At 41.5% G+C, this 26,128-nt stretch carries 29 protein-coding genes and 2 pseudogenes; 23 read left to right on the forward strand and 8 right to left on the reverse strand.

Going from position 1 to position 26,128, the window contains the following annotated elements; all coding sequences use genetic code 11:
• A pseudogene (locus FJR73_RS06895) lies at positions 1-71 on the reverse strand (transposase); the annotation flags it as partial.
• A gap of 374 nt (positions 72-445) precedes the next feature.
• Here FJR73_RS06895 and FJR73_RS06900 point away from each other — a divergent pair.
• Positions 446-769 (forward strand): potassium channel family protein, encoded by a 324-nt coding sequence (locus FJR73_RS06900; protein ID WP_001253404.1) that lies wholly within the window; start codon positions 446-448, stop codon positions 767-769.
• Complete coding sequence (locus FJR73_RS06905) at positions 766-1,815, forward strand: DUF389 domain-containing protein (protein ID WP_140834078.1); 1,050 nt, start codon at positions 766-768, stop codon at positions 1,813-1,815. Before FJR73_RS06900 ends, FJR73_RS06905 begins: the two co-directional genes overlap by 4 nt.
• A 243-nt stretch (positions 1,816-2,058) precedes the next feature.
• Here the strand turns inward: FJR73_RS06905 and thrS are convergent, their stop codons facing one another.
• The 3 genes and pseudogenes from thrS to FJR73_RS10410 form a co-directional block, all read right to left on the reverse strand.
• A complete protein-coding gene (thrS, locus tag FJR73_RS06915) occupies positions 2,059-4,002 on the reverse strand; it encodes a threonine--tRNA ligase (RefSeq protein WP_000608345.1) in 1,944 nt (647 codons plus the stop codon).
• 40 nt (positions 4,003-4,042) lie between these two features.
• Positions 4,043-4,251 (reverse strand): annotated as a pseudogene (locus FJR73_RS10545) (hypothetical protein).
• Between the two features lie 73 nt (positions 4,252-4,324).
• A complete protein-coding gene (locus FJR73_RS10410; RefSeq protein WP_235888724.1) occupies positions 4,325-4,699 on the reverse strand; it encodes a hypothetical protein in 375 nt (124 codons plus the stop codon).
• Between the two features lie 204 nt (positions 4,700-4,903).
• Here FJR73_RS10410 and rpsO point away from each other — a divergent pair, with 204 nt between their 5' ends.
• The 6 genes from rpsO (at position 4,904) to FJR73_RS06960 (ending at position 10,411) form a co-directional block, all read left to right on the forward strand.
• Positions 4,904-5,173, forward strand: coding sequence for a 30S ribosomal protein S15 (gene rpsO / locus FJR73_RS06935; RefSeq protein ID WP_001018251.1), 270 nt, complete (start codon positions 4,904-4,906; stop codon positions 5,171-5,173).
• Positions 5,174-6,066: 893 nt separating this feature from the next.
• Positions 6,067-6,669 (forward strand): CadD family cadmium resistance transporter, encoded by a 603-nt coding sequence (locus FJR73_RS06940; RefSeq protein WP_140834080.1) that lies wholly within the window; start codon positions 6,067-6,069, stop codon positions 6,667-6,669.
• A gap of 235 nt (positions 6,670-6,904) precedes the next feature.
• On the forward strand, positions 6,905-7,951 hold the full coding sequence (locus FJR73_RS06945; protein ID WP_061759447.1) for an iron ABC transporter permease: 1,047 nt from the start codon (positions 6,905-6,907) through the stop codon (positions 7,949-7,951).
• Position 7,952: 1 nt separating this feature from the next.
• Positions 7,953-8,708 (forward strand): ABC transporter ATP-binding protein, encoded by a 756-nt coding sequence (locus FJR73_RS06950; protein ID WP_061759448.1) that lies wholly within the window; start codon positions 7,953-7,955, stop codon positions 8,706-8,708.
• Between the two features lie 19 nt (positions 8,709-8,727).
• Positions 8,728-9,738: an ABC transporter substrate-binding protein gene (locus FJR73_RS06955; RefSeq protein WP_140834082.1), complete on the forward strand. Its 1,011-nt coding sequence runs from the start codon at positions 8,728-8,730 to the stop codon at positions 9,736-9,738.
• Complete coding sequence (locus FJR73_RS06960) at positions 9,719-10,411, forward strand: alpha/beta hydrolase (protein ID WP_140834084.1); 693 nt, start codon at positions 9,719-9,721, stop codon at positions 10,409-10,411. The genes FJR73_RS06955 and FJR73_RS06960 overlap by 20 nt, the downstream gene beginning before the upstream one ends.
• Positions 10,412-10,453: 42 nt before the next feature.
• Here FJR73_RS06960 and FJR73_RS06965 read toward each other — a convergent pair whose 3' ends face one another.
• Entirely contained in the window at positions 10,454-11,203 is a 750-nt protein-coding gene (locus FJR73_RS06965; protein ID WP_140834086.1) for a 1-acyl-sn-glycerol-3-phosphate acyltransferase, read from the reverse strand.
• Positions 11,204-11,335: 132 nt separating this feature from the next.
• Here FJR73_RS06965 and FJR73_RS06970 point away from each other — a divergent pair, with 132 nt between their 5' ends.
• From FJR73_RS06970 to FJR73_RS07000, 7 genes are all read left to right on the forward strand, one after another.
• Positions 11,336-13,672 (forward strand): cation-translocating P-type ATPase, encoded by a 2,337-nt coding sequence (locus tag FJR73_RS06970; protein WP_140834088.1) that lies wholly within the window; start codon positions 11,336-11,338, stop codon positions 13,670-13,672.
• A 101-nt stretch (positions 13,673-13,773) separates the two neighbouring features.
• Positions 13,774-14,451: a tRNA (adenine(22)-N(1))-methyltransferase TrmK gene (locus FJR73_RS06975; RefSeq protein WP_140834090.1), complete on the forward strand. Its 678-nt coding sequence runs from the start codon at positions 13,774-13,776 to the stop codon at positions 14,449-14,451.
• Positions 14,438-15,235, forward strand: coding sequence for a Nif3-like dinuclear metal center hexameric protein (locus tag FJR73_RS06980; protein ID WP_140834092.1), 798 nt, complete (start codon positions 14,438-14,440; stop codon positions 15,233-15,235). The genes FJR73_RS06975 and FJR73_RS06980 overlap by 14 nt, the downstream gene beginning before the upstream one ends.
• Positions 15,236-15,251: 16 nt before the next feature.
• Positions 15,252-16,355 carry an FAD-binding oxidoreductase gene (locus FJR73_RS06985; RefSeq protein WP_181146616.1) on the forward strand — a complete coding sequence of 368 codons (1,104 nt, stop codon included), beginning with the start codon at positions 15,252-15,254 and terminating at the stop codon, positions 16,353-16,355.
• 6 nt (positions 16,356-16,361) lie between these two features.
• A complete protein-coding gene (locus tag FJR73_RS10415; protein WP_235888723.1) occupies positions 16,362-16,679 on the forward strand; it encodes a hypothetical protein in 318 nt (105 codons plus the stop codon).
• The gene (gene galE, locus FJR73_RS06995; RefSeq protein WP_024057477.1) at positions 16,658-17,677 is read left to right on the forward strand and encodes a UDP-glucose 4-epimerase GalE; all 1,020 of its coding nucleotides are present in this window, start codon (positions 16,658-16,660) and stop codon (positions 17,675-17,677) included. Before FJR73_RS10415 ends, galE begins: the two co-directional genes overlap by 22 nt.
• A 1-nt stretch (position 17,678) precedes the next feature.
• Entirely contained in the window at positions 17,679-18,644 is a 966-nt protein-coding gene (locus FJR73_RS07000; RefSeq protein ID WP_140834097.1) for a glycosyltransferase family 2 protein, read from the forward strand.
• A 63-nt stretch (positions 18,645-18,707) separates the two neighbouring features.
• Here the strand turns inward: FJR73_RS07000 and FJR73_RS07005 are convergent, their stop codons facing one another.
• Positions 18,708-18,911: a ferredoxin gene (locus FJR73_RS07005; protein WP_181146617.1), complete on the reverse strand. Its 204-nt coding sequence runs from the start codon at positions 18,909-18,911 to the stop codon at positions 18,708-18,710.
• Positions 18,912-18,956: 45 nt separating this feature from the next.
• On the opposite strand from FJR73_RS07005, the gene FJR73_RS07010 reads away from it, so the two are divergent.
• The 4 genes from FJR73_RS07010 (at position 18,957) to FJR73_RS07025 (ending at position 21,220) form a co-directional block, all read left to right on the forward strand.
• The gene (locus FJR73_RS07010; RefSeq protein ID WP_181146618.1) at positions 18,957-19,439 is read left to right on the forward strand and encodes an SAG1386/EF1546 family surface-associated protein; all 483 of its coding nucleotides are present in this window, start codon (positions 18,957-18,959) and stop codon (positions 19,437-19,439) included.
• A gap of 8 nt (positions 19,440-19,447) precedes the next feature.
• Positions 19,448-20,119, forward strand: a complete 672-nt coding sequence (cmk, locus tag FJR73_RS07015) for a (d)CMP kinase (protein ID WP_140834099.1) — start codon at positions 19,448-19,450, stop codon at positions 20,117-20,119.
• A 130-nt stretch (positions 20,120-20,249) separates the two neighbouring features.
• On the forward strand, positions 20,250-20,588 hold the full coding sequence (locus tag FJR73_RS07020; protein ID WP_001061582.1) for a zinc ribbon domain-containing protein YjdM: 339 nt from the start codon (positions 20,250-20,252) through the stop codon (positions 20,586-20,588).
• 2 nt (positions 20,589-20,590) lie between these two features.
• Positions 20,591-21,220, forward strand: a complete 630-nt coding sequence (locus FJR73_RS07025) for a Pr6Pr family membrane protein (RefSeq protein WP_140834101.1) — start codon at positions 20,591-20,593, stop codon at positions 21,218-21,220.
• Positions 21,221-21,249: 29 nt separating this feature from the next.
• Here FJR73_RS07025 and FJR73_RS10420 read toward each other — a convergent pair whose 3' ends face one another.
• Positions 21,250-21,453 carry a hypothetical protein gene (locus tag FJR73_RS10420; RefSeq protein ID WP_140834103.1) on the reverse strand — a complete coding sequence of 68 codons (204 nt, stop codon included), beginning with the start codon at positions 21,451-21,453 and terminating at the stop codon, positions 21,250-21,252.
• Positions 21,454-21,583: 130 nt separating this feature from the next.
• Here FJR73_RS10420 and FJR73_RS07040 point away from each other — a divergent pair, with 130 nt between their 5' ends.
• From FJR73_RS07040 to FJR73_RS07055, 4 genes are all read left to right on the forward strand, one after another.
• Positions 21,584-22,735, forward strand: a complete 1,152-nt coding sequence (locus tag FJR73_RS07040) for an MFS transporter (RefSeq protein WP_140834105.1) — start codon at positions 21,584-21,586, stop codon at positions 22,733-22,735.
• Positions 22,736-22,995: 260 nt separating this feature from the next.
• On the forward strand, positions 22,996-23,745 hold the full coding sequence (truA, locus tag FJR73_RS07045) for a tRNA pseudouridine(38-40) synthase TruA (RefSeq protein ID WP_061759460.1): 750 nt from the start codon (positions 22,996-22,998) through the stop codon (positions 23,743-23,745).
• Positions 23,735-24,508 (forward strand): bifunctional hydroxymethylpyrimidine kinase/phosphomethylpyrimidine kinase, encoded by a 774-nt coding sequence (locus FJR73_RS07050; RefSeq protein ID WP_140834107.1) that lies wholly within the window; start codon positions 23,735-23,737, stop codon positions 24,506-24,508. The genes truA and FJR73_RS07050 overlap by 11 nt, the downstream gene beginning before the upstream one ends.
• Entirely contained in the window at positions 24,486-24,947 is a 462-nt protein-coding gene (locus FJR73_RS07055) for an ECF transporter S component (RefSeq protein ID WP_140834109.1), read from the forward strand. The genes FJR73_RS07050 and FJR73_RS07055 overlap by 23 nt, the downstream gene beginning before the upstream one ends.
• 36 nt (positions 24,948-24,983) lie before the next feature.
• Here the strand turns inward: FJR73_RS07055 and FJR73_RS07060 are convergent, their stop codons facing one another.
• Complete coding sequence (locus FJR73_RS07060) at positions 24,984-26,066, reverse strand: Xaa-Pro peptidase family protein (protein ID WP_140834111.1); 1,083 nt, start codon at positions 26,064-26,066, stop codon at positions 24,984-24,986.
• Between the last annotated feature and the right edge of the window lie 62 nt (positions 26,067-26,128).

The raw sequence follows: 26,128 nt of genomic DNA on the forward strand, positions 1-26,128 counted from the left end.
AGCTTCTCTAAGCTATATCCTTGTTTTCTAAGTTCATAGATCTGAACTTTATCATCATAAGTTAATTTCATAATAAAAACACCCCAAAAGTTAGATTTTTTCTGTCTAACTTTTGGGGTGCAGTTCAGTATCAAGGTTCTTCTGATATCGTTTTTCTTCTTCGGATAAGGATACAAAAATTTCTTCCTTTCTCTATCTTTTAAATTAATTGATTTCTTCAGAGAAAGACTGTAAAATTTTTGATATAATGTTAAGAAGGGACTGATTCAAGACAGTCATATCTGGTCTTTCTTCCAGTCATTTTTCAAACAATATCAGTTGATAATCAGCTTAAATCAGATCTATCAGTTTGTCTATCTTTCTCTGATGGAGATCATGTCCTATCTTCACTTTGATTATTGGAAAAAACGGCTCGGTCAGGAGCTAGTATGAATAAGGAGAACAAATGAGACGTTTAAAAATGTTATGGCATATTATACAGGTTACGGGTTTTACTCGGTTTGCTCTGAGTTTTGTGACCTTTGTTTTTGGGTCAGGAGGCGTGCTTTTCCTAGTTGAACCTGCTATCACAAATTACGGAGACGGTCTTTGGTATGCTTTTGTGACTTCGACGACTGTCGGCTACGGGGATCTCCTAGCTGTGACCTTGATTGGAAGGATTACCAGTGTCTTCTTGACGATTTATGGGCTCATATTTTTTGGCTGTTTATCAGCTGTTATTATTAATTATTATACCGATTTAAATAAGGAAAGAGGAGAGGACAAATGACTGCCAATTATTCAACACGGGAATACCGTGAGAAATTATATGATGATCTTCATGTTCGATTAAGAGATACAGTGATTTTGATGTGTGCGATTTTTATTGCCTCTATAGGTTTAAATATGAATTCAACAGCTGTCATTATTGGAGCCATGCTGATTTCCCCTCTTATGACATCGATTGTTGGACTCGGATTTGGTTTAGCTATTTTTGATACGCGTTTAATCAAGCAATCTTTAGAGGTTTTATTTACTCAAATATTGGTCAGTTTGCTTGTCTCGACTTTGTATTTCTGGATTTCCCCCTTATCTTATGCAAGTAGCGAGTTGATTGCACGAACCTCTCCAACCATTTGGGATGTTCTCATTGCTATTGCTGGTGGGATAGCAGGTGTAATTGAGTCAAGGAAAAAAGAAGCAAACAATATCGTGCCAGGAGTAGCCATTGCTACAGCTTTGATGCCGCCTATCTGTACTGCTGGCTATGGTTTAGCTAATGGGAATGTACGATTTTTATTGGGGGCTCTCTATCTTTTCTTGATCAACTGTGTCTTTATCATGCTAGCCAACATTGTTGGAACAAGAATTTTGATGAGAAAATCTCCTTTAACTTCATTTAAAGAGCTGAGCATTAAAATGAGAATTGGCTTGATTTCTTTGATTGTATTGTTGATTCTTCCAGCTAGCTATTCGGCAGTTACTCTGACAATAGAACAAGCGCGAAAAGAAGGAATCAAACAGTTTGTAGGAAAAGAGTTCGCCAATCATACGGTCATTAATCAAGTCTACAAGTCAAGGAACAATGAATTGGTCTTGACGGTTGTTGGAGATCCGATTTCAGAAGAAGAATTAGAAACGCTCCACCAAAAACAAGCCTCTTACGGTATTCAATCTGTTCAATTGAAAGTCAATCAAGTTCATAATTCGACAAAATTAGACAGTGATTCGACCAAGGAATTTTATGAAACCATTAACAAGTATATCGATCAAAAACTCTCTGAAAAGGATTCACAAAAAGATCTCGTAAAAGAAAATGAAGCAGACAAGGATTGAGGATACTGACTTTATCTAACTCATGAAAGTAAATCTTGTGTGGTGGTTTGGTCAATCACTACTAGCTCGGATTAAATAATACTCTTCGAAAATCAAATTCAAACCACGTCAGCGTCGCCTTACCGTACTCAAGTACAGCTTGCGGCTAGCTTCCTAGTTTGCTTTTTGATTTTCATTGAGTAAAAATATAAAAAGCAACAGCTGTTTCAGTTGTTGCTTTTTAGGTAGCTAGGATTTTATCTCTTATTTCTCAACGCGTGATTTGTTGGCGATATCAGCTAGGATAGCTTGAACAAAGTCATCAACTGAGACAGTTTGTGTTTCTTTTTGGCCATAGCGACGAACGTTAACAGTTCCGTCTTCCATTTCCTTGTCCCCAACGATCAATTGGTAAGGAATCTTGCTTGTTTGTGACGCACGGATCTTGAACTGCATTTTTTCATTGCGCTCATCTACATCTGCACGGACACCACGGTCACGGAGTTTTTTAGCTACTTCCCATGCGTAGTCCACGTGTTTTTCGTTAGATACTGGGATGAGAGTTACTTGGTGAGGTGCTAGCCATGTTGGGAAGGCACCCTTGTAGTTCTCAATCAAGATAGCTGTGAAGCGTTCCATAGTTGAGATAACTCCACGGTGGATCATAACTGGACGGTGCTCTTCACCATCAGCTCCGATATATTTAAGGTCGAAGCGTTCTGGAAGCAAGAAGTCAAGTTGGATAGTAGAAAGAGTTTCTTCTTTTCCAAGAGCGGTCTTAACTTGAATATCCAATTTTGGTCCGTAGAAGGCTGCTTCACCTTCGGCTTCAAAGTAGTCCACGCCCATTTCATCAAGGGCTGCACGAAGCATGGTTTGAGCATTTTCCCACATCTCATCGTTGTCAAAGTACTTGTGAGTATCTTGAGGGTCACGAAGAGAGAGGCGGAAGCGGTATTCAGTCAAGTTGAAATCTTCATAAACATCGATAATCAACTGAAGGGCACGCTGGAATTCTTCTTGGATTTGTTCTGGAGTCACAAAGAGGTGACCGTCGTTGAGTGACATTTCACGTACACGTTGAAGACCAGTGAGGGCACCAGATTTTTCATAACGGTGCATCATACCGATTTCAGCAATACGGATTGGCAACTCACGGTAAGAATGAACATGGTGTTTGAAGACTTGGATGTGGTGCGGACAGTTCATTGGACGAAGGACAAATTCTTCCCCGTCACCCATGTCCATAGTTGGGAACATATCTTCTTGGTAATGATCCCAGTGACCAGAAGTCTTGTAAAGTTCAACAGAAGCAAGTGGTGGAGTATAGACGTGTTGGTAGCCAGAAGCCAACTCTTTGTCTACGATATAGCGTTCCAATTCACGACGGATAGTTGCACCATTTGGCAACCAGAATGGAAGTCCTTGTCCAACTTCTTGAGAAATCATGAAGAGGTCAAGCTCTTTACCAAGTTTACGGTGGTCACGTTCTTTGGCTTCTTCACGCATTTGAAGGTAGTTTTTCAAGTCTTTCTTGTCAAACCAAGCTGTACCATAGATACGTTGCATCATAGCGTTGTCGCTATTTCCACGCCAGTAAGCACCTGCTACATGGAGAAGGTGGAAGATTTGGATACGGCCTGTTGAAGGGACGTGTGGGCCACGGCAAAGGTCTACATATTCACCCTGACGATAGATAGTCAAACCGCCTTCGTCTTCTGAGTGTTCTTCAATCAATTCCAACTTGTAAGGGTCGTTTTTAAAGATTTCACGTGCCTCGTCTTTAGTCACTTCTTCACGGATTGATGGGAAGTTTTCTTTGACAATTTTTTGCATTTCTTCTTCGATACGAGGAAGGTCTTCGTTAGAGATTTGACCAGCTGTGTTGTCAGTATCGTAGTAGAAGCCGTCCTCGATGGCTGGACCAACACCCAAGTGAATGTCTGGGAAAAGACGACGAGCTGCTTGGGCAAACAAGTGAGCGGCTGAGTGACGCAAGATTGGAAGGGCATCTTCGTGGTCAGGTGTCACAATTTCGATGCTTCCATCTTCAGTGATAGCACGAGTAGTGTCGATGAGTTTGCCGTTAAATTTACCAGCCAAGGCTTTTTTTGCTAGGGAATTGCTGATAGATTGGGCAATTTCAAAAGTTGTAACGCCAGATTCGAATTCACGAACAGCGCCATCTGGGAAAGTAATGTTAATCATGATGTTCTCCTTACTTATATTATTGACGAATGTGTTAACCCTATTCTGAAAACAGGGACAGAGGACTGTGAAAGCTAGAAAAACAAAAAGCGACATCCTCGAAAGGACGTCGCAACGTGGTTCCACCTTCATTTATGTTCCTCAAAAAAGAGGGACACCTCTGATTGGCTCTAACGTGGCCACCGTTTTATGTTTTCATAAAAAACTCAAGAGTAGTATCAGTTTAGGCTTCCTATGCGTTTCCAGCAACCACGCACTCTCTAGTAGAAAGGGACTAAGTGACTTGTCTCTATGGATTATTATAGCATGATTGTGAGATTTTTCAAGGATTTTGTGAAAGTTTTTTGTTTTTCATTTTTTGTAGAATATACTTGATACCAATACCGGAAGCCATGCCCACCAGAGCAAAGATTTCATAGGCTAAAAAGTAAAACCAGATAAATTCACCAAAGGTTATGATAGTAAAGCAAAAGAGCAGTCCGTTACCAATTAACCACCAAAGTGAGAAACGGAGACGATAGCTATAGAGTAGCGATACAATCAAGATTACCAGAGGTGTAAAGAAGAGAAGATTGTTTATATAGAGTCCCTTGAGCAAAAGGGGGTCAGAAATAATTAGTGATAACAACTGATAAAGTGGCCAATAAAAGAAAAATATGACCAGATAGTAGGGGAGATGGGAATAGAATCTACGCATGATAATCACCTCGTTTTAAAAAACAGACAACTTGGATTTCTTGCTATGATTATTATAGCATGTTTAAAACAAGAAAGTAAATCTGTTGACAAAGAAGTTAGTTATTGGTAGAATAGGGATTGTCGTAAAGACAAATAACTTCTTCTTGGTTACAGGCATGCCAACCTGTCACTCGGATGAAGCCAAATAAAAAGGAGAAACATCATGGCAATCTCAAAAGAGAAAAAAAATGAAATCATCGCACAATATGCACGTCACGAAGGTGATACAGGTTCAGTAGAGGTTCAAGTTGCTGTCCTTACTTGGGAAATCAACCACCTTAACGAACACATCAAACAACACAAAAAAGACCACGCTACTTACCGTGGATTGATGAAAAAAATCGGTCGCCGTCGTAACTTGCTTGCATACTTGCGTAAAAACGACGTTAACCGTTACCGTGAGTTAATCAACTCTCTAGGACTTCGTCGTTAATTCAAGATACAAAGGCCGTCAAAAGCACAAAGCAAAAATAGGAAAATTGACGAAGAAACTTTAGTTTCTAGGAAATTTTATCTTTTTTGCCAAGTGCTTAGGCCGTGTTCTGTTGAGCATATCTTGATAATGAAGCTACTCTAAATTGGGTAGCTTTTTTGTATGGATTTTATCCCAATCTCAAATCAGCTCTCTGATTTTCAGAGGGCTTTTTACGTTGTCACCTTACCTTGGTATGCTCAAGTATTATCTTTGGTTACGGTTCCTAGCACTGTAAGGTAAAATAAACCAGATCTTCTCCCTTGGGGGAGATTTTTTTGTTTCACTAAAAATTTTGTACAATCTTCGGCTTACCGCCTAATCTAAAACGTTTTATCCAGTAGGAATCATGATGCTAAGGGCGTAAGAAATCCGTATGAAAATAGGGAAAGGACACCGTGTTCGATGAGTGCAAGGAGTTTCATCTTTTTCACTAGGATTTTATCCCAATCTCAAATTAGCTCTCGGACTTCAGAGGACTTTTTTATTTAGGTTTTATCGGTCACAATTTTGGAGACTACAAAAACAGGCACGCTAATCAAGACGGAGTGGATTCAGTTTTATCGGTCACAATTTTGGAGACTACAAAAACCTCAAATGGTATCAGCTAATGACACCATGAAGGTGCGCAGCTACTCGGAGAGCCCACACTTTACGAAGTAAAGTAAAGTATGTTATACTTTACATGGAAGTAGTCACTGAATTCCAGTTAGAAATTACTTTGTAACTACATTTTGAGGAGGAGTAAAATGCTTTCCTACGTTCGACATTACCCACTAGCGATAGCTAAATTAATGTGTCTGTGCTCTCCTAAAATCTGCTGATTTATTACTGACTAATACAGGAGTTTTTTTATGGTACAGACAATCATATCTGCTATTGGTGTTTATATTTCTACCAGTATCGATTATTTAATTATTTTATTTGCACAGCTATCACAGAATAAACAAAAATGGCATATTTATGCGGGGCAATATCTAGGCACAGGCTTACTTGTAGGGGCGAGTTTAGTTGCTGCTTATGTCGTTAATTTCGTGCCTGAAGAATGGATGGTTGGATTGCTTGGTTTAATCCCTATCTATTTAGGGATTCGCTTTGCAATTGTTGGAGAAGGTGAGGAAGAAGAGGAAGAAATTATTGAAAGATTAGAACAAAGCAAGGCAAATCAACTGTTTTGGACAGTTACATTGCTGACAATTGCGTCTGGCGGAGATAATTTAGGTATCTATATACCTTATTTTGCTTCGTTAGATTGGTCACAGACCCTCGTGGCCTTGCTTGTGTTTGTAATCGGCATAATTATCTTATGCGAGATTAGTCGGGTGTTATCCTCTATTCCGTTAATATTCGAGACAATTGAAAAATACGAGCGAATCATTGTGCCCTTAGTATTCATTCTACTTGGACTATACATCATGTATGAAAATGGCACGATAGAGACTTTTCTGACCGTGTAGATTTTTTTGTTTCACTAGGATTTTAGCCCGAGCTCAAATCAGCTCTCTGATTTTCAGAGGGCTTTTTACGTTGTCACCTTACCTCGATATACTCAAGTATTATCTTTACTTACGGTTCCTAGCACTATAAAACCAACTATATTCATTTGTTCTCATCTTGTTCCATTGTTGAAAATATGGTATACTTTTCATGAGAATTTTCTAAATTTTTAAGATTCTATCAAAGGAGGTTTGCATGCTTTCCAAATTTTCTGGAAGCCGACAAGACCAGCAATTTGTGTTACTTTTAGTTGTTTTGCTAGGTATTTTAGGGATTTCTCTCTTTCTAGCAGTTTCAATGGGATCTGTTGCGATTGATCTAGGAGATACCTATCGGATTGTTTTGAGCAGGTTGGGATTTCCTCTTGAGATAGGAGAGGTTTCCAAGTCTACTCTTGCCATTGTATGGAACATGAGATTCCCCCGAGTATTGTTAGGTTTGATAGTGGGGGCTGGTCTTTCTATGTGTGGTAGCGTGATGCAGTCTACAGTGAACAATCCCATCGCAGAGCCTTATGTCTTAGGAATATCTGCGGGTGCAACTCTAGGGGCAACCTTGAGCATCATTCTTGGTTTAAAAGTGATGATTAGCCTTGGAGCTTTTCTTGGCGCTACTTTGGCAACAATTGCTGTCCTCATCATTGCCTCTATGCAGGGAAGGATGACGACTTCTAGTCTAATCTTATCGGGAACGGTGGTCAACGCTCTCTTTCTGGCTTTTTCCAACTTTATTATCTCAGTTGGAGCTAATGCGGATAGTGTGATGACCATTAAGTTTTGGACCATGGGCTCGCTCGCTGGGACTTCCTGGTCTGACTTGGTCCTGCCAACTATAGTGGTAGGAATAGCCTTTCTATTTTTCTCTACCCAGTATCGTGTTTTCAATGCGATGATGATGGGAGATGAGGCTGCTTTAACTTTGGGGATTCCCTTACGCTTTTATTGGTATCTTTATGTGACAATGGTGGCTGTGCTGACAGCAGTCTTAGTGGCAACCTGTGGAATTATTGGATTTGTCGGTCTGATTACTCCACATTTAGCTCGAGGGTTAGTAGGAACGAATTACAAGAGGCTTTTTCCCGTTGCAACCTTGCTGGGTGCCCTCTTTGTCATCTGGGCAGACGTACTCTCTCGTATCATCATTCCAAACGCAGAGCTTCCTATTGGTATTTTCACAGCCTTAGTAGGTGCTCCCTTCTTTATTTACATTGTTGGAGGTAGGCGAAGGGAGGTGAGGGTCTGATATGGACTTGATTTGTCAGGATATCCACTTTGGACTAGGAGAGAAAAAAATCCTCAAAGGAGTCTCTCTTAAGGTTGAAGGGAATCAATTTCACACGATATTAGGACCAAATGGAAGCGGGAAAACCAGTCTACTTAAACTCCTCTATCGTCAGGAAAAGGCGGACAAAGGCTTGATAAGCCTAGATGGAAAGCCTCTGGAACAATGGACGCTCAAAGAAACAGCCAAGCAAATGGCGGTCGTCACCCAGTTTAATCAATTGCAGTTTGATTGTACAGTTGAGGAAATCGTCTTGCTGGGAAGAACGCCCCATCTCTCTTTTTTACAGAAGGAAAAGGAAAGGGATTATGCGCTCGTTCAAGATGCTCTCGTCAAGGTAGATATGCTCGAGAAGAAAACTCGTCTCTATTCGTCTCTGTCAGGGGGAGAGAAACAACGAGTCTTATTAGCCCGCGCCTTGGCACAAGAACCGACTCTCTTGCTCCTGGACGAACCAAGCAATCACCTAGATATCAAGTATCAGCTAGACTTGTTAGCCATTGTGAAGAATCTCAAGGTCAATGTTTTAGCTGTCCTACATGATATTCAACTTGCTTGTCGCTATTCGGATTATCTCTATCTGATGAAAGAGGGGGAAATCCTGTACCAAGGTACTCCAAAGGAGACCATCACCCCTGAGTCATTGCAAACTGTATATGGAGTTCAAAGTCAGGTGACTTGGACCGAGGATCAGCAAGCCATGATTCACTATTTATAAAAATGAAAAGGAAAATAAGATGAAAAAAACACTAAGCATTTTACTGGTAACAGTAGCTACCTTAACTTTGGCAGCTTGTGGTAACACTACTACAGAAAAAGCTACCACACAATCTAGCACAGAAACAAGTCAAAAGGCTAACGCAGAGACGACTTATCCGCTAACTATCAAAACTTATGATGCTAAAGGAAATGAAGTCGAACAAGTTTTTGACAAGACACCTGAAAAAGTTATTACAAACAATCTTTCAACCACTGAAATCTTATTGGAGCTAGGCTTGAAGGATAAAATTGCTGGCATGCTCAACCCTGACAATGCTGTAACAGATAAATATAAGGACGCGATTGCGACTATTCCTCAAATTGGCGATAAAAAAACAGTCTCACAAGAGACAGTTCTTTCTTATGAGCCAGACGCTGTGATGGGTCGAAACATGATGTTTTCTGAAAAATCCTTGGGGACAGTTAGCACTTGGAATGAAAACAAAATCCCAGTTTATACGCAAAAAGCTTCTCTCTCAACGATTCAGCAAGATTTGGGAAATATTGTAGAAGATGTTAAAAATCTTGGAATGATTTTTAATGTTCAGGATAAGGCTAATGAATACGCAGCCCAATTACAAACTAAAATTGACGCTGTTAAGAAAGCAAACCCAGCAAGTCAAGGTGAAAAGAAAAAGGCTTTGATTATGGTTGCTTATAATGATGAAACCTTCGGTGCCTACAAGTCTGCTTTGCAAGAAAGTTTGCTGAACCAACTTGGTTATACAAACGTTGCTACGGGGACATCAGGCTTGACCTTGGAAAATCTCGTATCAATGGATCCTGAATTGATTATCTATGTAACCAGCGATCGCAATAAAAAATTGGATGAAAAAGCAGTAGAGTTGATGAAGGCAAATGCTGTTTTGGAAAGCGTTACTGCTGTTAAGAATCAAAAAATAATGACCATCTCTTACGATGAGTTGATGGATTATGGTCCAGCAGTGATTGATTCCCTTGAGAAAATCAATGACTTTATCAATAAATAATGAGTTTGATTGGGAAGAAATTCAAGTTAAAATCAGCCTTCCTTCTAACTACGACCCCAATCAAACCTATCCAGCTATTTTATTGAATGATGGGAACTTGGATTTTCTATCGTCTCTTTCCGAATCTGTGATTTTAGTGGGCTTGATCTCTAAAAATCGCCTAGATGACTACACGCCCTGGAAGTCATCTGCTCTGAGAGATGGAGATCCAGATTTTGGAGGTCAGGCCAAGGTCTATCATGATCATTTATTTGGAGGTCTTTTAGACAAGTTGCAGTCGCTTTATCGCCTGGACGAAACTCGCCTTGCTTATGGAGGCTACTCACTAGGTGGTTTGGCGGCAGTCTACAGTCTTTTCAGCTTTGACAAGGTTTCCTGTGTCTTCTCCATCTGCGGTTCCTTTTGGTATCCTGATTTTGTGACTTACTGTAGGGAAGAAAAGGTGAAAAATTTGGACTGTTTGCTGTATTTACAGAATGGTCAAACAGAAGGAGCACACCATACTAATCGCTTGGCTCAAGCACCAGCCTATGCTGAGCAGATTCATACCAGTCTTCAGCAACGTTATCCGAACGGCCAGTTTGTTTTTGATCCTTATGGACACCATGAACAAGTAGCTGAGCGATTTCTAGCCTTTTCCAACTGGTTGGCCCAAAAATGGAAAATTGAATAAAAGAGTTATCCCTTGGCTTTTGCCAAGGGATTGTTGTATTTTTTAACCAAGAGACTCTCTCTTCTTATCTGGATTCCAGATGAAGCTTGCGATGAAGCTAAAGATGATGGTTAGGATAGCGAGGATAATGGCAAGGATGAGGGCAGGGATGCGGATAAACCACCATAGTGGGTTTGGTTTTTTATCATTGTGCCATTGTTTCGTTTCTTGGTCCAGACGTTGGAATTCTGTTTGGATTCGATTGGCGACTGTTTCAATGCCTTCATCATTCATTTTCTTGATATCTGAGATATCTATTGGATTTCCAAAGTTCATATCGACACGCTCGCGGCTAACTAAGCCCTTCAAAGTCATGGGACCTGTGTAGGTAACCGGCATGATACGGACCTTGGCCATTTTGGCAATCAGAGCTACGCCACCCTTGACATCGTTTGAGTGACGGCTCCCACTTGGAAACATGATGAGGGAGCGATCACTTTTTTTAAGGACGTTGATAGGGTATTTGATGGCAGAAGCGCTAGGATTTTCACGGTCGATAGGAAAGGCGCCACACATACGAATCCACCAGCCAAAGATACGGTTGGTAAAGAGCTCTTTTTTGGCCATAAAGATAAACTGTTTCGGCTTGGTCGCAAAGGCCATGTAAACAGGATCCCACCAGGTACGGTGAGGCGCAACCAAAATATAATTTTCATCTTGATTAGGAATTTTATCGGTATTATGATAGTGAGCATTGCCATTGATGGACCATAGGAGTAAGACAACTAATCCACGTAAATAAGTATAGAACATGCGATCTCCTTCGATTATTTTCTTGTTATTATTATACCTTATCAAAGGAGGGCTGGCAAACTTTTCCCTTGACCAGGTACATATTTAGGATGAAATTAGAATTCTTTTAGAAAAAATGATATGATAGAATTTATGGATAAAAATAAGATTATGGGATTAACCCAAAGAGAAGTCAAGGAAAGACAGGCTAAGGGTTTGGTCAATGATTTTACCGCATCGGCCAGTACCAGCACTTGGCAAATCATCAAACGAAATGTCTTTACCCTTTTTAACGCTTTGAACTTTGCCATTGCTTTGGCCCTAGCCTTTGTGCAGGCTTGGAGCAATTTGGTCTTCTTTGCTGTTATCTGCTTTAACGCTTTTTCTGGAATTGTGACCGAGCTACGGGCCAAACACATGGTGGACAAGCTCAATCTTATGACCAAGGAAAAAGTCAAGACTATTCGGGATGGCCAAGAAGTGGCTCTGAATCCTGAAGAATTGGTGCTAGGAGATGTCATTCGTCTGTCTGCTGGAGAGCAGATTCCCAGTGATGCCTTGGTTTTGGAAGGCTTTTCGGAAGTCAATGAAGCCATGTTAACGGGGGAAAGTGATTTGGTGCAAAAGGAAGTTGATGCTTTGCTTTTGTCAGGAAGTTTCCTAGCCAGTGGGTCAGTTTTAGCTCAAGTTCACCATGTCGGTGCAGACAACTATGCTGCCAAACTCATGCTTGAGGCTAAGACTGTGAAACCAATCAACTCTCGTATCATGAAATCGCTGGACAAGTTAGCAGGTTTTACTGGAAAGATTATCATTCCTTTTGGTCTGGCTCTCTTGCTAGAAGCCTTGCTTTTAAAAGGACTGCCTCTCAAGTCATCCGTTGTAAATTCATCGACAGCCCTACTGGGAATGTTACCCAAGGGAATCGCCCTTTTGACCATCACTTCGCTCTTGACAGCGGTGATTAAGTTGGGCTTGAAAAAGGTCTTGGTGCAGGAGATGTATTCTGTTGAGACCTTGGCGCGCGTGGATATGCTCTGTTTGGACAAGACGGGTACCATCACCCAAGGAAAGATGCAGGTGGAGGCCGTTCTTCCACTGACGGAAACTTATGGTGAAGAGGCTATTGCCAGCATCCTGACCAGCTACATAGCCCATAGTGAGGATAAAAATCCAACAGCCCAAGCCATTCGCCAGCGTTTCCAAGGTCAAGTAGCCTATCCTATGCTCTCTAACCTTCCTTTCTCAAGCGACCGCAAGTGGGGAGCCATGGAGTTAGAAGGTTTGGGAACAGTTTTCTTAGGGGCACCTGAGATGTTGCTGGATTCTGAGGTACCAGAAGCCAGAGTGGCCTTGGAGAGAGGTTCACGTGTCTTGGTCTTAGCTCTCAGTCAGGAGAAATTAGACCATCACAAGCCGCATAAACCATCGGATATTCAGGCTCTAGCCTTGCTGGAAATCCTGGACCCCATTCGAGAGGGAGCAGCAGAGACGCTGGACTATCTTCGTTCTCAGGAAGTGGGCCTCAAGATTATCTCTGGTGACAATCCAGTTACGGTATCCAGCATTGCCCAGAAGGCTGGTTTTGCGGACTATCACAGCTATGTCGATTGCTCAAAAATCACGGATGAGGAATTGATTGCTATGGCTGAGGAGACAGCTATTTTCGGACGTGTTTCCCCACATCAAAAGAAACTCATTATCCAAACGCTGAAAAAAGCGGGTCATACAACAGCTATGACAGGGGATGGAGTTAATGATATCTTGGCCCTTCGTGAGGCGGATTGTTCCATCGTAATGGCGGAAGGGGATCCAGCGACTCGTCAGATTGCCAATTTGGTTCTCTTGAACTCAGACTTTAATGATGTTCCTGAGATTCTCTTTGAAGGTCGTCGTGTGGTCAATAACATTGCCCACATCGCCCCGATTTTCTTGATAAAGACCATCTATTCTTTCTTGCTCGCAGTTATCTGTATCGTCAGTGCTTTACTAGGTCGATCTGAGTGGATCTTGATTTTCCCCTTCATTCCAATCCAGATTACCATGATTGACCAGTTTGTGGAAGGTTTCCCACCATTCGTTCTGACTTTTGAGCGAAATATCAAACCTGTCGAGCCAAACTTCCTCAGAAGATCCATGCTCCGTGCCTTACCAAGCGCACTCATGGTCGTGTTTAGTGTTCTTTTTGTTAAAATTTTTGGAGCGAGTCAAGGCTGGTCTGAAATAGAAATCTCAACTCTACTCTATTATCTGCTTGGGTCAATTGGTTTCTTATCCGTATTTAGAGCCTGCATGCCATTTACCCTATGGCGTGTCCTCTTGATTGTTTGGTCAGTAGGAGGCTTCCTAGCCACAGCTCTCTTCCCAAGAATTCAAAAACTGCTTGAAATTTCAACCTTAACAGGACAAACATTACCTGTTTATGGTGTCATGATGTTGGTCTTTACCGTGCTTTTCATCCTGACTAGTCGCTATCAAGCCAGAAAATAAAGAAAGGCTGCAATCTGTGGATTGTGGTCTTTTTAGGTGCAAGATAGCTAGCTGAAATGTGGTATAATAAGAGGTAATAGAGTTTTGGAAAGTGAGAGAATATGATTTCAAAGAGATTAGAATTAGTGGCTTCCTTTGTGCCACAGGGAGCCATTTTGCTAGATGTGGGGAGTGACCATGCTTATTTGCCTATCGATTTAGTCGAAAGAGGAAAAATCGAAAGTGCCATTGCAGGTGAGGTGGTGGAAGGTCCCTACCAATCTGCAGTCAAAAATGTTGAGGCTCACGGCCTAAAGGAGAAAATCCAGGTTCGTTTAGCCAATGGCTTGGCAGCTTTTGAAGAGGCAGACCAAGTGTCTGTAATCACCATTGCTGGTATGGGTGGTCGTTTGATTGCTAGGATATTGGAAGAAGGCTTGGATAAGTTAGCTAATGTAGAACGTCTGATTCTCCAGCCCAATAATCGTGAAGACGATTTGCGTATCTGGTTACAAGAGAACGGATTTCAGATTGTAGCTGAAAGCATCCTAGAAGAAGCTGGTAAGTTTTATGAGATTTTGGTGGTGGAAGCGGGACAAATGAAGTTATCAGCCAGTGATGTTCGCTTTGGACCTATCTTGTCTAAAGATATCAGTTCAGTATTTGTCCAAAAATGGCAAAAAGAAGCTGAGAAGCTAGAGTTTGCCCTCGGACAAATCCCTGAAAAAAATTTGGAAGAACGTCAAGTTCTAGTAGATAAGATTCAAGCCATCAAGGAGGTTCTCCATGCTAGCAAGTGAAGTAATTAACGCATATGAAGCCTTTTGCCCTCAGGAATTCTCCATGGAGGGAGACAGTCGTGGTCTGCAAATTGGAACTTTGGACAAGGATATCCAAAGGGTCATGGTTGCTCTGGATATTCGTGAAGAAACGGTGGCTGAAGCTATTGAAAAGGGTGTGAATTTGATTATCGTCAAGCACGCGCCGATTTTCCGTCCTATCAAAGACTTGGTAGCTAGCCGTCCACAAAATCAGATTTACATTGATCTCATCAAGCATGATATCGCAGTTTATGTCAGCCATACCAATATTGACATCGTTGAAAATGGTCTCAATGACTGGTTCTGCCAGATGCTAGGAATCGAGGAGACGATTTATCTGCAGGAGACAGGCCCTGAACGTGGAATTGGACGTATTGGGAATGTTCAACCTCAGACCTTTGGGGAATTGGCCCAGAATGTCAAGCAAGTCTTTGGTTTAGATAGCCTTCGATTGGTGCATTATCAAGGGAATGATTTGCAGAAGCCTATTTCAAGAGTGGCAATTTGTGGTGGAAGCGGGCAGTCTTTCTATAAGGATGCTTTAGCAAAGGGGGCAGATGTCTACATTACTGGCGATATATATTATCATACTGCTCAGGATATGCTGTCTCATGGCTTGCTAGCATTGGACCCAGGTCACTATATCGAAGTGCTTTTTGTGGAAAAAATTGCAGAGCTTCTTAATCAATGGAAAGAGGAAAAGGGCTGGACTATCGATATTGTACCTAGTCAAGTATCGACCAATCCTTTCCACCATATCTAGTTAGAAAGTGAAAACAATGAAAAAAGTTGCCATTATCGGAGCAGGAATTGTGGGAGCAACAGTAGCCTACTACCTCTCTAAAGAAAGTGACCTAGAGGTAACCGTCTTTGACCATGGACAGGGTCAGGCTACCAAGGCAGCAGCAGGAATTATCAGTCCTTGGTTTTCCAAACGTCGCAATAAAGCCTGGTACAAGATGGCGCGCTTGGGGGCTGACTTTTACGTGGATTTATTAGCTGATTTAGAGAAATCAGGACAAGAAATTGACTTTTACCAGCGTTCGGGAGTCTTTCTCTTGAAGAAGAATGAGTCCAAGTTGGAAGAACTCTATCAACTGGCCCTCCAGCGCAGGGAAGAATCTCCTTTAATAGGGCAATTAGCCATTCTAGACCAAGCATCAGCTAATGAATTATTCCCAGGTTTGAAGGGATTTGATCGCTTGCTCTATGCTTCTGGTGGAGCGAGAGTAGATGGTCAACTCTTAGTGACTCGTTTGCTAGAAGCCAGTCAGGTCAAGCTAGTCAAAGAAAAAGTAACTCTAACACCTTTAGCATCAGGTTACCAGATTGGTGAAGAGGTGTTTGATCAGGTTATTTTGGCGACGGGAGCTTGGTTGGGACACCTGTTAGAGCCTTTAGGTTATGAAGTAGATGTTCGTCCCCAAAAGGGGCAACTCCGAGATTATCAACTTGCCCAAGACATGGAAACTTACCCTGTTGTTATGCCAGAAGGGGAATGGGATTTGATTCCTTTTGCAGGTGGGAAATTGTCCTTAGGTGCTACCCATGAAAATGATATGGGATTTGATTTGACGGTAGATGAAACCTTACTCAAACAAATGGAGGAGGCAGCCTTGCCCCATTATCCAGTTTTATCTAAAGCGACTTCAAGAGCTGAGCGTGTGGGAATCCGTGCCTATACCCGTGATTTCTCTCCTTTCTTTGGGCAGGTGCCAGAATTGGCAGGTGTCTATGCTGCTAGTGGACTAGGTTCATCAGGCCTCACAACTGGTCCTATCATTGGTTACCATCTAGCTCAACTGATCCAAGGCAAGGAGATGACCTTAGACCCTCTAAACTATCCAATTGAAAACTATGTCAAACGGGTAAAAAGCGAATAATACTCAATGAAAATCAAAGAACAAACTAGGAAACTAGCCGCAGGCTGCTCAAAACACTGTTTTGAGGTTGTAGATAGAGCTGGTGAAGTCAGCTCAAAACACTGTTTTGAGGTTGTGGATAGAACTGACGAAGTCAGTAACCATACCAACCTATGGCAGGCGACATTGAAGTGGTTTGAAGAGATTTTCGAAGAGTATAAGCATTTTACTGGAATTTTAGTCTCCCCTCTAGGATGGCAAATGACATTCCCTATCAAAAATGGTAAAATAAGAAAAAATAATCCGAGAATCGAGGAAAGAAGATGCAAGAAAAGATTTTGGTAACGGGTGGGGCAGGTTTTATTGGAACTCACACAGTTATTGAGTTAATCCAAGCAGGTCATCAGGTTGTTGTGGTGGATAACCTTGTCAACAGCAATCGTAAAAGTTTAGAAGTTGTTGAGAGAATTACAGGAGTTGAAGTGCCTTTCTATGAGGCAGATATTCGAGACACAGATACCCTCAGAGATATTTTCAAGCAAGAAGAACCAACAGGGGTCATTCACTTCGCTGGCTTGAAGGCTGTCGGTGAATCTACCCGTATTCCTCTTGCCTACTATGACAACAATATTGCTGGGACTGTTAGTCTTTTGAAGGTAATGGAAGAAAACAACTGTAAAAACATCATTTTCAGTTCTTCTGCGACAGTTTACGGAGATCCGCACACAGTACCCATCTTGGAAGATTTCCCACTTTCAGTGACCAATCCATACGGCCGTACTAAGCTTATGCTAGAGGAAATTTTGACGGATATCTACAAGGCAGACTCAGAATGGAATGTGGTCTTACTTCGTTACTTTAACCCAATCGGAGCCCATGAGAGTGGTGATTTGGGAGAAAATCCAAACGGTATTCCAAATAACCTTTTGCCATATGTAACTCAAGTAGCCGTTGGGAAATTAGAGCAAGTGCAAGTGTTTGGAGACGATTACGATACGGAAGATGGAACTGGTGTTCGTGACTATATCCACGTTGTCGATTTGGCTAAAGGTCACGTCGCAGCTCTGAAAAAAATCCAAAAAGGTTCAGGTCTAAACGTTTATAACCTTGGAACAGGTAAAGGCTACTCAGTTCTTGAAATTATCCAAAATATGGAAAAAGCAGTGGGACGTCCAATTCCTTACCGCATCGTAGACCGTCGCCCAGGGGATATCGCAGCCTGCTATTCAGATCCTGCAAAAGCCAAAGCAGAATTGGGCTGGGAAGCAGAACTCGGCATCACCCAAATGTGTGAAGATGCATGGCGTTGGCAAAGCAAGCATCCAAATGGATTTGAAGACTAAGATGGTGATGTCAATCATTGTCCCCTGTTTAAACGAAGAGGAAGTACTTCCTCTTTTTTATCAGGCTTTGGAAGCTTTACTTCCAGATTTGGAAACAGAAATCGAGTATGTCTTTGTCGACGATGGATCAAGTGATGGAACCTTGGAACTCTTAAAGGCCTATCGGGAACAAAATCCGGCAGTACATTATATTTCTTTCTCTCGAAATTTTGGAAAAGAAGCAGCCCTCCATGCAGGTTTGCAATATGCGACAGGAGATTTGGTGGTGGTGATGGATGCAGACCTCCAAGATCCTCCTAGTATGTTGCTTGAGATGAAAGCTTTACTAGACCAAAATGCAGACTTGGACTGTGTTGGAACACGGAGAACCAGTCGAGAAGGAGAACCCTTCTTTCGCAGTTTCTGTGCTAATCTCTTTTACCGCCTTATGCAAAAAATCAGCCCAGTAGCCCTGCCATCAGGTGTCCGTGATTTTCGCATGATGAGAAGGTCTGTAGTCGATGCCATTTTAAGCTTGACCGAGTCCAATCGTTTTTCTAAGGGACTATTTGCCTGGGTCGGTTTTAAAACCCATTATCTGGACTATCCAAATATCGAAAGGCAGGCTGGCAAGACCAGTTGGAGTTTTAGGCAACTCTTTTTCTACTCTATTGAAGGGATTGTTAATTTTTCAGATTTTCCCTTGATTATAGCCTTCGTAGCTGGTCTCCTATCTTGTTTTATTTCTTTGCTTATGACCTTTTTTGTTGTGGTTCGGACTCTTATTTTGGGCAATCCGACATCAGGTTGGACCTCTCTGATGGCGGTCATTCTCTTTCTTGGGGGAATTCAACTCCTGACCATTGGGATTCTTGGCAAGTACATCAGTAAGATTTATCTAGAGACTAAAAAAAGACCACTTTATCTTATCAAAGAAAAAAGTGACCTTCCTGATTTTACAGAAAAAAATAAAGTGAAAAGACTATAATTTTACATGGAAATATGCTAAACTAGAAAGAGTGAAACGTTCTTGTCAATTTACTATGAAAGATTAGTGTTGATCTTTAATCAAGGCACGTGTCGGACAGTTTCTAATAGCTTCTATGACATCCTGGCTAGGAGAAATTTCTTTTTCTAGTTGGTCAGGGTCATCGTAAAAGCGCACGATTCCATTATCGTGGTAATCAAATAAATCAGAATAAGTTTGGCAAAGCCCACAGGCAATGCAGCGTTCAGGTATAAGTGTGATTTTCATATTTATATTGTAATAAGAAAAGTCAAAAAAAACAAGGAGTAAGGTATGGCAAAAGAACCGTGGCAAGAAGATATTTATGAAAATCAAGAAGAAACAAGATCAGGCCGTCGTTCGAAATCACAGGGTGGTGGAGTTATAGCGAATCGTATCTTGACTATTTTAGCTAGTATTTTCTTTGTAATTGTGGTGGTGATGATTATTGTTCTGATCTATCTGTCATCGGGTGGGAGTAATCGCACAGTAGCTTTAAAAGATTTTCACGATTCTGATGCAAATGTAGTACAGATTTCATCTTCTAGTAGTTCAGAACAGGCATCTTCTAGTTCAGAGGATAAGGAAGAGTCATCTAGTAGCTCAGAACATCCAACAGATCCAGAAGGAACTACAAAAGTTTTGGCTGGAGAAGGAGAAGCAGCCATTGCAGCTCGTGCAGGTATCTCGATTGCTCAGTTAGAGGCCTTGAATCCTGGACATATGGCTACAGGATCTTGGTTTGCTAATCCAGGTGATGTTATAAAAATAAAATAGGAGCCGATATGAAAACAATTCAAATTGCTATTGACGGTCCTGCTTCAAGTGGCAAGAGTACGGTCGCAAAGATTATTGCCAAGGATTTTGGATACACCTATCTAGATACAGGTGCTATGTATCGTGCAGCGACCTACATGGCTCTCAGGAACCAATTAGTAGTTGAACAAGTTGAAGAACTCTTAGACTTATTGGACCAGCATCCAATCAGCTTTGGGCGTTCAGAAACTGGAGAACAGCTTGTCTTTGTAGGGGATGTGGATATTACCCATCCTATCCGTGAAAATGAAGTGACCAACCATGTTTCTGCTATTGCGGCAATTCCTGAAGTTCGTGAGAAACTAGTTTCTCTCCAACAAGAGATCGCCCAGCAAGGTGGGATTGTCATGGATGGTCGTGATATTGGAACTGTTGTATTGCCACAAGCAGAATTGAAAATTTTCCTAGTAGCTTCTGTCGATGAGAGAGCAGATCGTCGTTATAGGGAAAATATCGCCAAGGGAATTGAGACAGACCTTGAAACCCTAAAAGAAGAAATTGCTGCGCGTGACTATAAGGATAGTCATCGTGAGACTTCGCCTCTCAAACAAGCTGAGGACGCTGTCTACCTTGATACAACTGGTTTGAACATTCAAGAAGTAGTTGAAAAAATTAAAGCAGAAGCTGAAAAAAGAATGTAAATATAGAAAAGCCGATAGATTGATATCGGTTTTTTTCTAAATTTGTCAAAATGTTGAATTTAGGGTATAATAGTTGCTGTTCGAGAAATTTTGATTTTCAAAGAATAGTGAATGATGATAAGGAGAAACCATGAATAACTTACCAAATTGCCCAAAATGTAACTCAGAGTATGTCTACGAAGACGGTGCCCTACTGGTTTGCCCAGAGTGTGCTCATGAGTGGAATCCTGCTGAAGTTGCAGATGTAGAAGAGGGTATTGTTGCGATCGATGCCAACGGGAATAAATTGGCTGACGGTGATACTGTAACCCTCATCAAGGACTTGAAAGTAAAAGGTGCGCCAAAAGATTTGAAACAAGGGACGCGCGTAAAAAATATCCGCATCGTGGAAGGTGACCACAATATTGATTGTAAAATTGATGGTTTTGGTGCAATGAAACTCAAATCAGAGTTTGTGAAGAAAATTTAAGCATGTCAAAGCACTATAAACTTGTATTTTATAGCCGTATCTTCTTGTTTCTAGCGGCTTTTACGGGAGTTTATCTTGAAATTGCCAAGCATGGTGGATTTGGGATGCTTCTCTATTATACGGTTCTGTCTAACCTCTTAGTAGCGATTTTTACGCTCTATCTTCTAAAGGTTATGAGCCGTTTAGGTGAAAACTGGCAAAGGTCAAGTCTCTTGCGCTTAAAAGGTGGAGTCACCATGAGTATCATGATTACCTGTGTGATTTACCATTTCCTTTTAGCGCCTATTGCGACTAATTTTTATACTCTAGAAAATTTCCTTTGCCACTATATCGTTCCCCTCTGGTTTTTAGCAGATACCCTCTTTTTTGATAAACAGGGTCAATACAAAATCTGGGATCCAGTTGTGTGGACGATTTTACCCTTGCTGTATATGATTTTTGCTCTTTTTAATGGCTTGGTACTGAAATTAGACATTCCTAATTCTAAGGTCAGTCCTTTCCCTTACTTCTTTTTGAATGTGAACAAGGGTTGGGATGTCGTGTTTAAGTGGTGTCTGATTATCTTTGTTGCCTATATGGTGGCAGGATTTATCTTCTACTTTATCAAGCAAATCAAGAGAAGGTCATCCTAATACTCTTTGAAAATAAAATTCAAACCACGTCAGATTCGCCTTGCCGTATATATGTTACTGACTTCGTCAGTTTCATCTACAACCTCAAAACTATGTTTTGAGCTGACTTCGTCAGTTTCATCTACAACCTCAAAACCATGTTTTGAGCTGACTTCGTCAGTTCTATCTACAACCTCAAAGTAGTGCTTTGAGCAACCTACGGCTAGCTTCCTAGTTTGCTCTTTGATTTTCATTGAGTATAAGATACAAGGGATTCATTTTCGAGTTTAAGAAGGAGTCTACAAACCAATGGGACTTCTTCTTTTCTTGCTTTATAATTCTTAAAAGAGTAGAAGATTAAGAGAAAATATAGAAAGAGATTTCATGAAACAATTTTTAGAACGGGCCAGTATTTTGGCTCTCTCCCTCGTTTTGATTACGTCCTTTTCCATCTCGAGTGCCCTGCCAGCCATGTTTGACTATTATCAAGGTTATCCTAAGGAACAAATTGAGCTCTTGGCGAGCTTGCCATCCTTTGGGATCATGATTATGTTACTACTAAATGGTTTCTTAGAAAAAATATTTCCTGAGCGATTACAGATTAGTTTGGGCTTGCTGATTTTATCACTGAGTGGAACAGCACCCTTTTGGTATCAAGCCTACCCCTTTGTCTTTGGAACACGGATTCTTTTTGGTTTAGGTGTTGGAATGATCAATGCTAAGGCCATTTCTATTATCAGTGAACGTTATCAAGGAAAAACGCGGATTCAGATGTTAGGGCTACGCGGTTCTGCAGAGGTCGTTGGGGCCTCTCTCATTACCTTGGCAGTCGGCCAGTTGTTGGCCTTTGGTTGGACAGCTACTTTCTTAGCCTATAGTGCTGGATTTTTGGTGCTGACCCTTTATCTGCTCTTTGTCCCTTATGGAAAGGAAAAGAAAGAAGTCAAGAAAAAGGAGAAGGAAGCAAGTCGCTTAACTAGGGAAATGAAAGGCTTGATTTTTATCCTAGCTATTGAAGCAGCGGTTGTAGTTTGTACCAATACAGCTATTACCATCCGTATTCCAAGTTTGATGGTGGAAAGAGGACTTGGAGATGCACAGTTATCTAGTTTTGTACTTAGTGTCATGCAGTTGATCGGGATTGTGGCTGGTGTGAGTTTTTCTTTCTTGATTTCTATCTTTAAAGAGAAACTGCTCCTCTGGTCTGGTATTGCCTTCGGCTTAGGGCAAATCGTGATTGCTCTCTCTCCATCCTTGTGGGTGGTAGTGGCAGGAAGCATTCTGGCTGGTTTTGCCTACAGTGTAGCCTTGACGACGGTCTTTCAACTTGTCTCTGAAAGAATTCCAGCTAAACTCCTCAATCAAGCAACTTCATTTGCTGTATTAGGCTGTAGTTTTGGAGCCTTTACGACACCATTCGTTCTAAGTGCAATTGGCTTACTAACTCACAATGGCATGCTCGTCTTTGCCATTTTAGGATCATGGTTGATTGTAACCTCTATCTTTGTCATGTACCTACTTCAAAAGAGAGCTTAGGATTGGTTTCCTAAGTTTTTCTTTTGATACTCAATGAAAATCAAATAGCAAACTAGAAAGATAGCCGCAGGTTGCTCAAAACACTGTCTTGAGGTTGTAGATAAGACTGACGAAGTCAGTTACCTATACCTATGATATCTACGGCAAGGTGAAGCTGACGTAGTTTGAAGAGATTTTCGAAGAGTATGAGATTTTTATACCCAGACAGTATTTGTTTTAGAATCTTGTCTCCAGACTAATTTCTTGATACAATAGAAGTCATGACAAGATATAAAGCAACTATTTCCTATGATGGTTACGCCTTTGCTGGTTTTCAGCGCCAGCCTCATGCGCGTAGCGTTCAGGAAGAAATTGAAAAAACCTTGACCAGGTTAAATAAAGGGCAAGCCATTACTGTTCACGGTGCTGGTAGGACAGATAGTGGTGTTCATGCCCTGGGACAGGTTATTCATTTTGACTTGCCCTACCAGATGGATGAGGAAAAACTTCGCTTTGCCTTGGACACCCAGTCCCCTGAAGATATTGATGTGATTTCTATTGAGCTAGTGGAGGATGATTTTCATTGCCGTTATGCCAAGCATAGCAAGACCTATGAGTTTATCGTAGATAGGGGCCGTCCCAAAAATCCTATGCGTCGTCACTATGCTACTCACTTTCCCTATCCGCTTGATGTGGAACGGATGCAGATGGCAATCAAAAAGTTAGAGGGAATACATGATTTTACAGGCTTTACAGCATCTGGAACCAGTGTGGAGGATAAGGTTCGCACCATCACAGAAGCTAGTCTCAGGGTTGATGAGACAGGACAATTTTTGACCTTTACCTTTTCAGGAAATGGCTTCTTGTATAAGCAGATTCGCAATATGGTGGGGACACTGCTCAAAATCGGAAACAACCGTATGCCAGTAGAGCAGATTGACCTCATCTTGGAGAAAAAGGACAGGCAACTTGCAGGTCCCACTGCAGCACCAAATGGTTTGTATTTAAAGGAGATTCGTTATGAAGAATAATCGTATTTTAGCACTTTCTGGGAATGATATTTTTAGTGGTGGTGGTTTATCAGCAGATTTGGCTACCTATACTTTGAACGGCTTGCATGGCTTTGTAGCAGTGACTTGCTTGACAGCCTTGACAGAAAAGGGATTCGAAGTCTTTCCAACTGACGATGCCATTTTTCAACATGAATTAGATAGTTTGCGTGATGTGGAATTTGCAGGGATTAAGATTGGTCTTCTACCAACTGTCAGTGTGGCTGAGAAGGCACTGGACTTTATCAAGCAGCGCCCAGGAGTGCCTGTGGTATTGGATCCTGTCTTGGTCTGCAAGGAAACGCACGACGTAGCAGTCAGTGAACTCTGCCAAGAGTTGATTCGCTTTTTCCCTTATGTCAGTGTGATTACGCCTAATCTTCCTGAAGCAGAATTATTGGCTGGTCAAGAAATCAAAAGCTTGGAAGACATGAAAACTGTAGCGCAGAAATTGCATGATTTAGGCGCGCCAGCAGTTATTATCAAGGGAGGCAATCGCCTTAGTCAGGACAAGGCTGTGGATGTCTTTTATGATGGACAAACCTTTACAGTCCTAGAAAATCCTGTCATCCAAGGGCAAAATGCTGGTGCAGGTTGTACCTTTGCCTCTAGCATTGCCAGTCACTTGGTTAAAGGTGCTGAACTTTTACCAGCAGTAGAAAGTTCTAAGGCTTTCGTTTATCGTGCCATTGCACAAGCAGATCAGTATGGAGTAAGACAATATGAAGCAAACCAAAACAACTAAAATCGCCCTTGTATCCCTCTTAACCGCCCTTTCTGTGGTTCTAGGTTATTTCTTAAAAATTCCAACACCGACAGGAATTCTAACTCTTTTAGATGCTGGTGTCTTCTTTGCGGCCTTCTACTTTGGTAGTCGTGAAGGGGCTGTAGTCGGAGGACTAGCAGGTTTCTTGATTGACCTCTTATCAGGCTATCCTCAGTGGATGTTCTTTAGTTTGGTCAACCATGGCTTGCAGGGATTTTTCGCAGGATTTAAAGGAAAAACTCAGTGGTTAGGCCTTATCTTAGCAACGATTGCCATGGTAGGGGGTTACGCCCTAGGTTCTACTTTGATGAATGGCTGGGCTGCAGCCCTACCTGAAATTCTTCCCAACTTTTTCCAAAATACAGTGGGGATGATTGTCGGATTTATTTTGAACCAAAGCATCAAGAAGATAAAGTAAAAAGTTAGCTGTTCGAGCTAACTTTTTTGTATAAATTTAATCAAAATAAAGCAAGTCTTTGCTTGTTTTTGTAAAGAGGTCAAAACCATTCTTAGTAACAACACCGCAGTCTTCGATACGGACACCAACTTTACCAGGGATATAGATACCTGGTTCAACAGAGAAGCACATGCCTTCTTCGATAACCAAGTCGTTTCCTTCCATGATAGATGGGAATTCGTGGACATCCATACCGATACCGTGACCGAGACGGTGGTTGAAGTACTCGCCGTAACCAGCTTTTTCGATGACCTCACGGGCAGCGCGGTCCACTTCATGGGCAGTCACACCTGGTTTGATAAAGTCAAGAGCAGCTTGTTGAGCTTCAAGAGTCAAGTTATAAATGTCTTTCTTGAATTGGTCAGGTTTGCCGACTGCGACTGTACGAGTCATATCTGACGCATAGCCGTTGACTAGAACACCAAGATCAAAGAGGAGAAGAGCATTATTTTCAACCTTGTTTGCTGCTGGGATACCGTGTGGATTTGCAGCATTATTACCAGTCAAGACCATAGTATCAAAGCTCATTTCATAGCCTTCACGTTTCATGGCAAAGTCGATTTGAGCGATAATATCTGTCTCCGTCTTATCAAGAGAAATATTATCAAAACCAACCTTAACAGCCTTATCAGCATAGAGACCTGCAACCATCATTTTTTGCACTTCATCAGCTGATTTGATGAGGCGCATGCGTTGGATACGAGGAGTGAGGTTGTCAAACTCAGCTGTTTCAAAAACTGATTTCAAGCCATGGTATTTAGTCAAAATGAGGTTGTCAAACTCCACAGCTACACGTTTGAAGTCGTGCTGTGGAAGAGCATCTTTCATTTTTTGCCATGGATTTTCAGAATCCACATAGCCTACAACTGGGAAGGATACGGTGCTGCTTGCACGCTCAACCTCAAGGGCTGGAACGAACAGAAGTGGTTCCTGATCAGCTAGGATAAAGAGGAACATTTGACGTTCATGAGGATCACTGTAAAAGCCAGTGAGGTAATTGATAGTGACGGGGTCAGATACGACAGCGACGTCTAGTTTTTCAGTTTCAAGATATGTTACGATTTGTTGTAATTTAGACATATGCTACCTTCTTTCTACCCCTCTATTTTGGCAAAAAAAGAGAGAAAATGCAAGGGAGAAGG

The organism is Streptococcus sp. D2 (genome assembly GCF_006385825.1).
GTDB classification, from domain to species: Bacteria; Bacillota; Bacilli; order Lactobacillales; family Streptococcaceae; genus Streptococcus; species Streptococcus shenyangsis.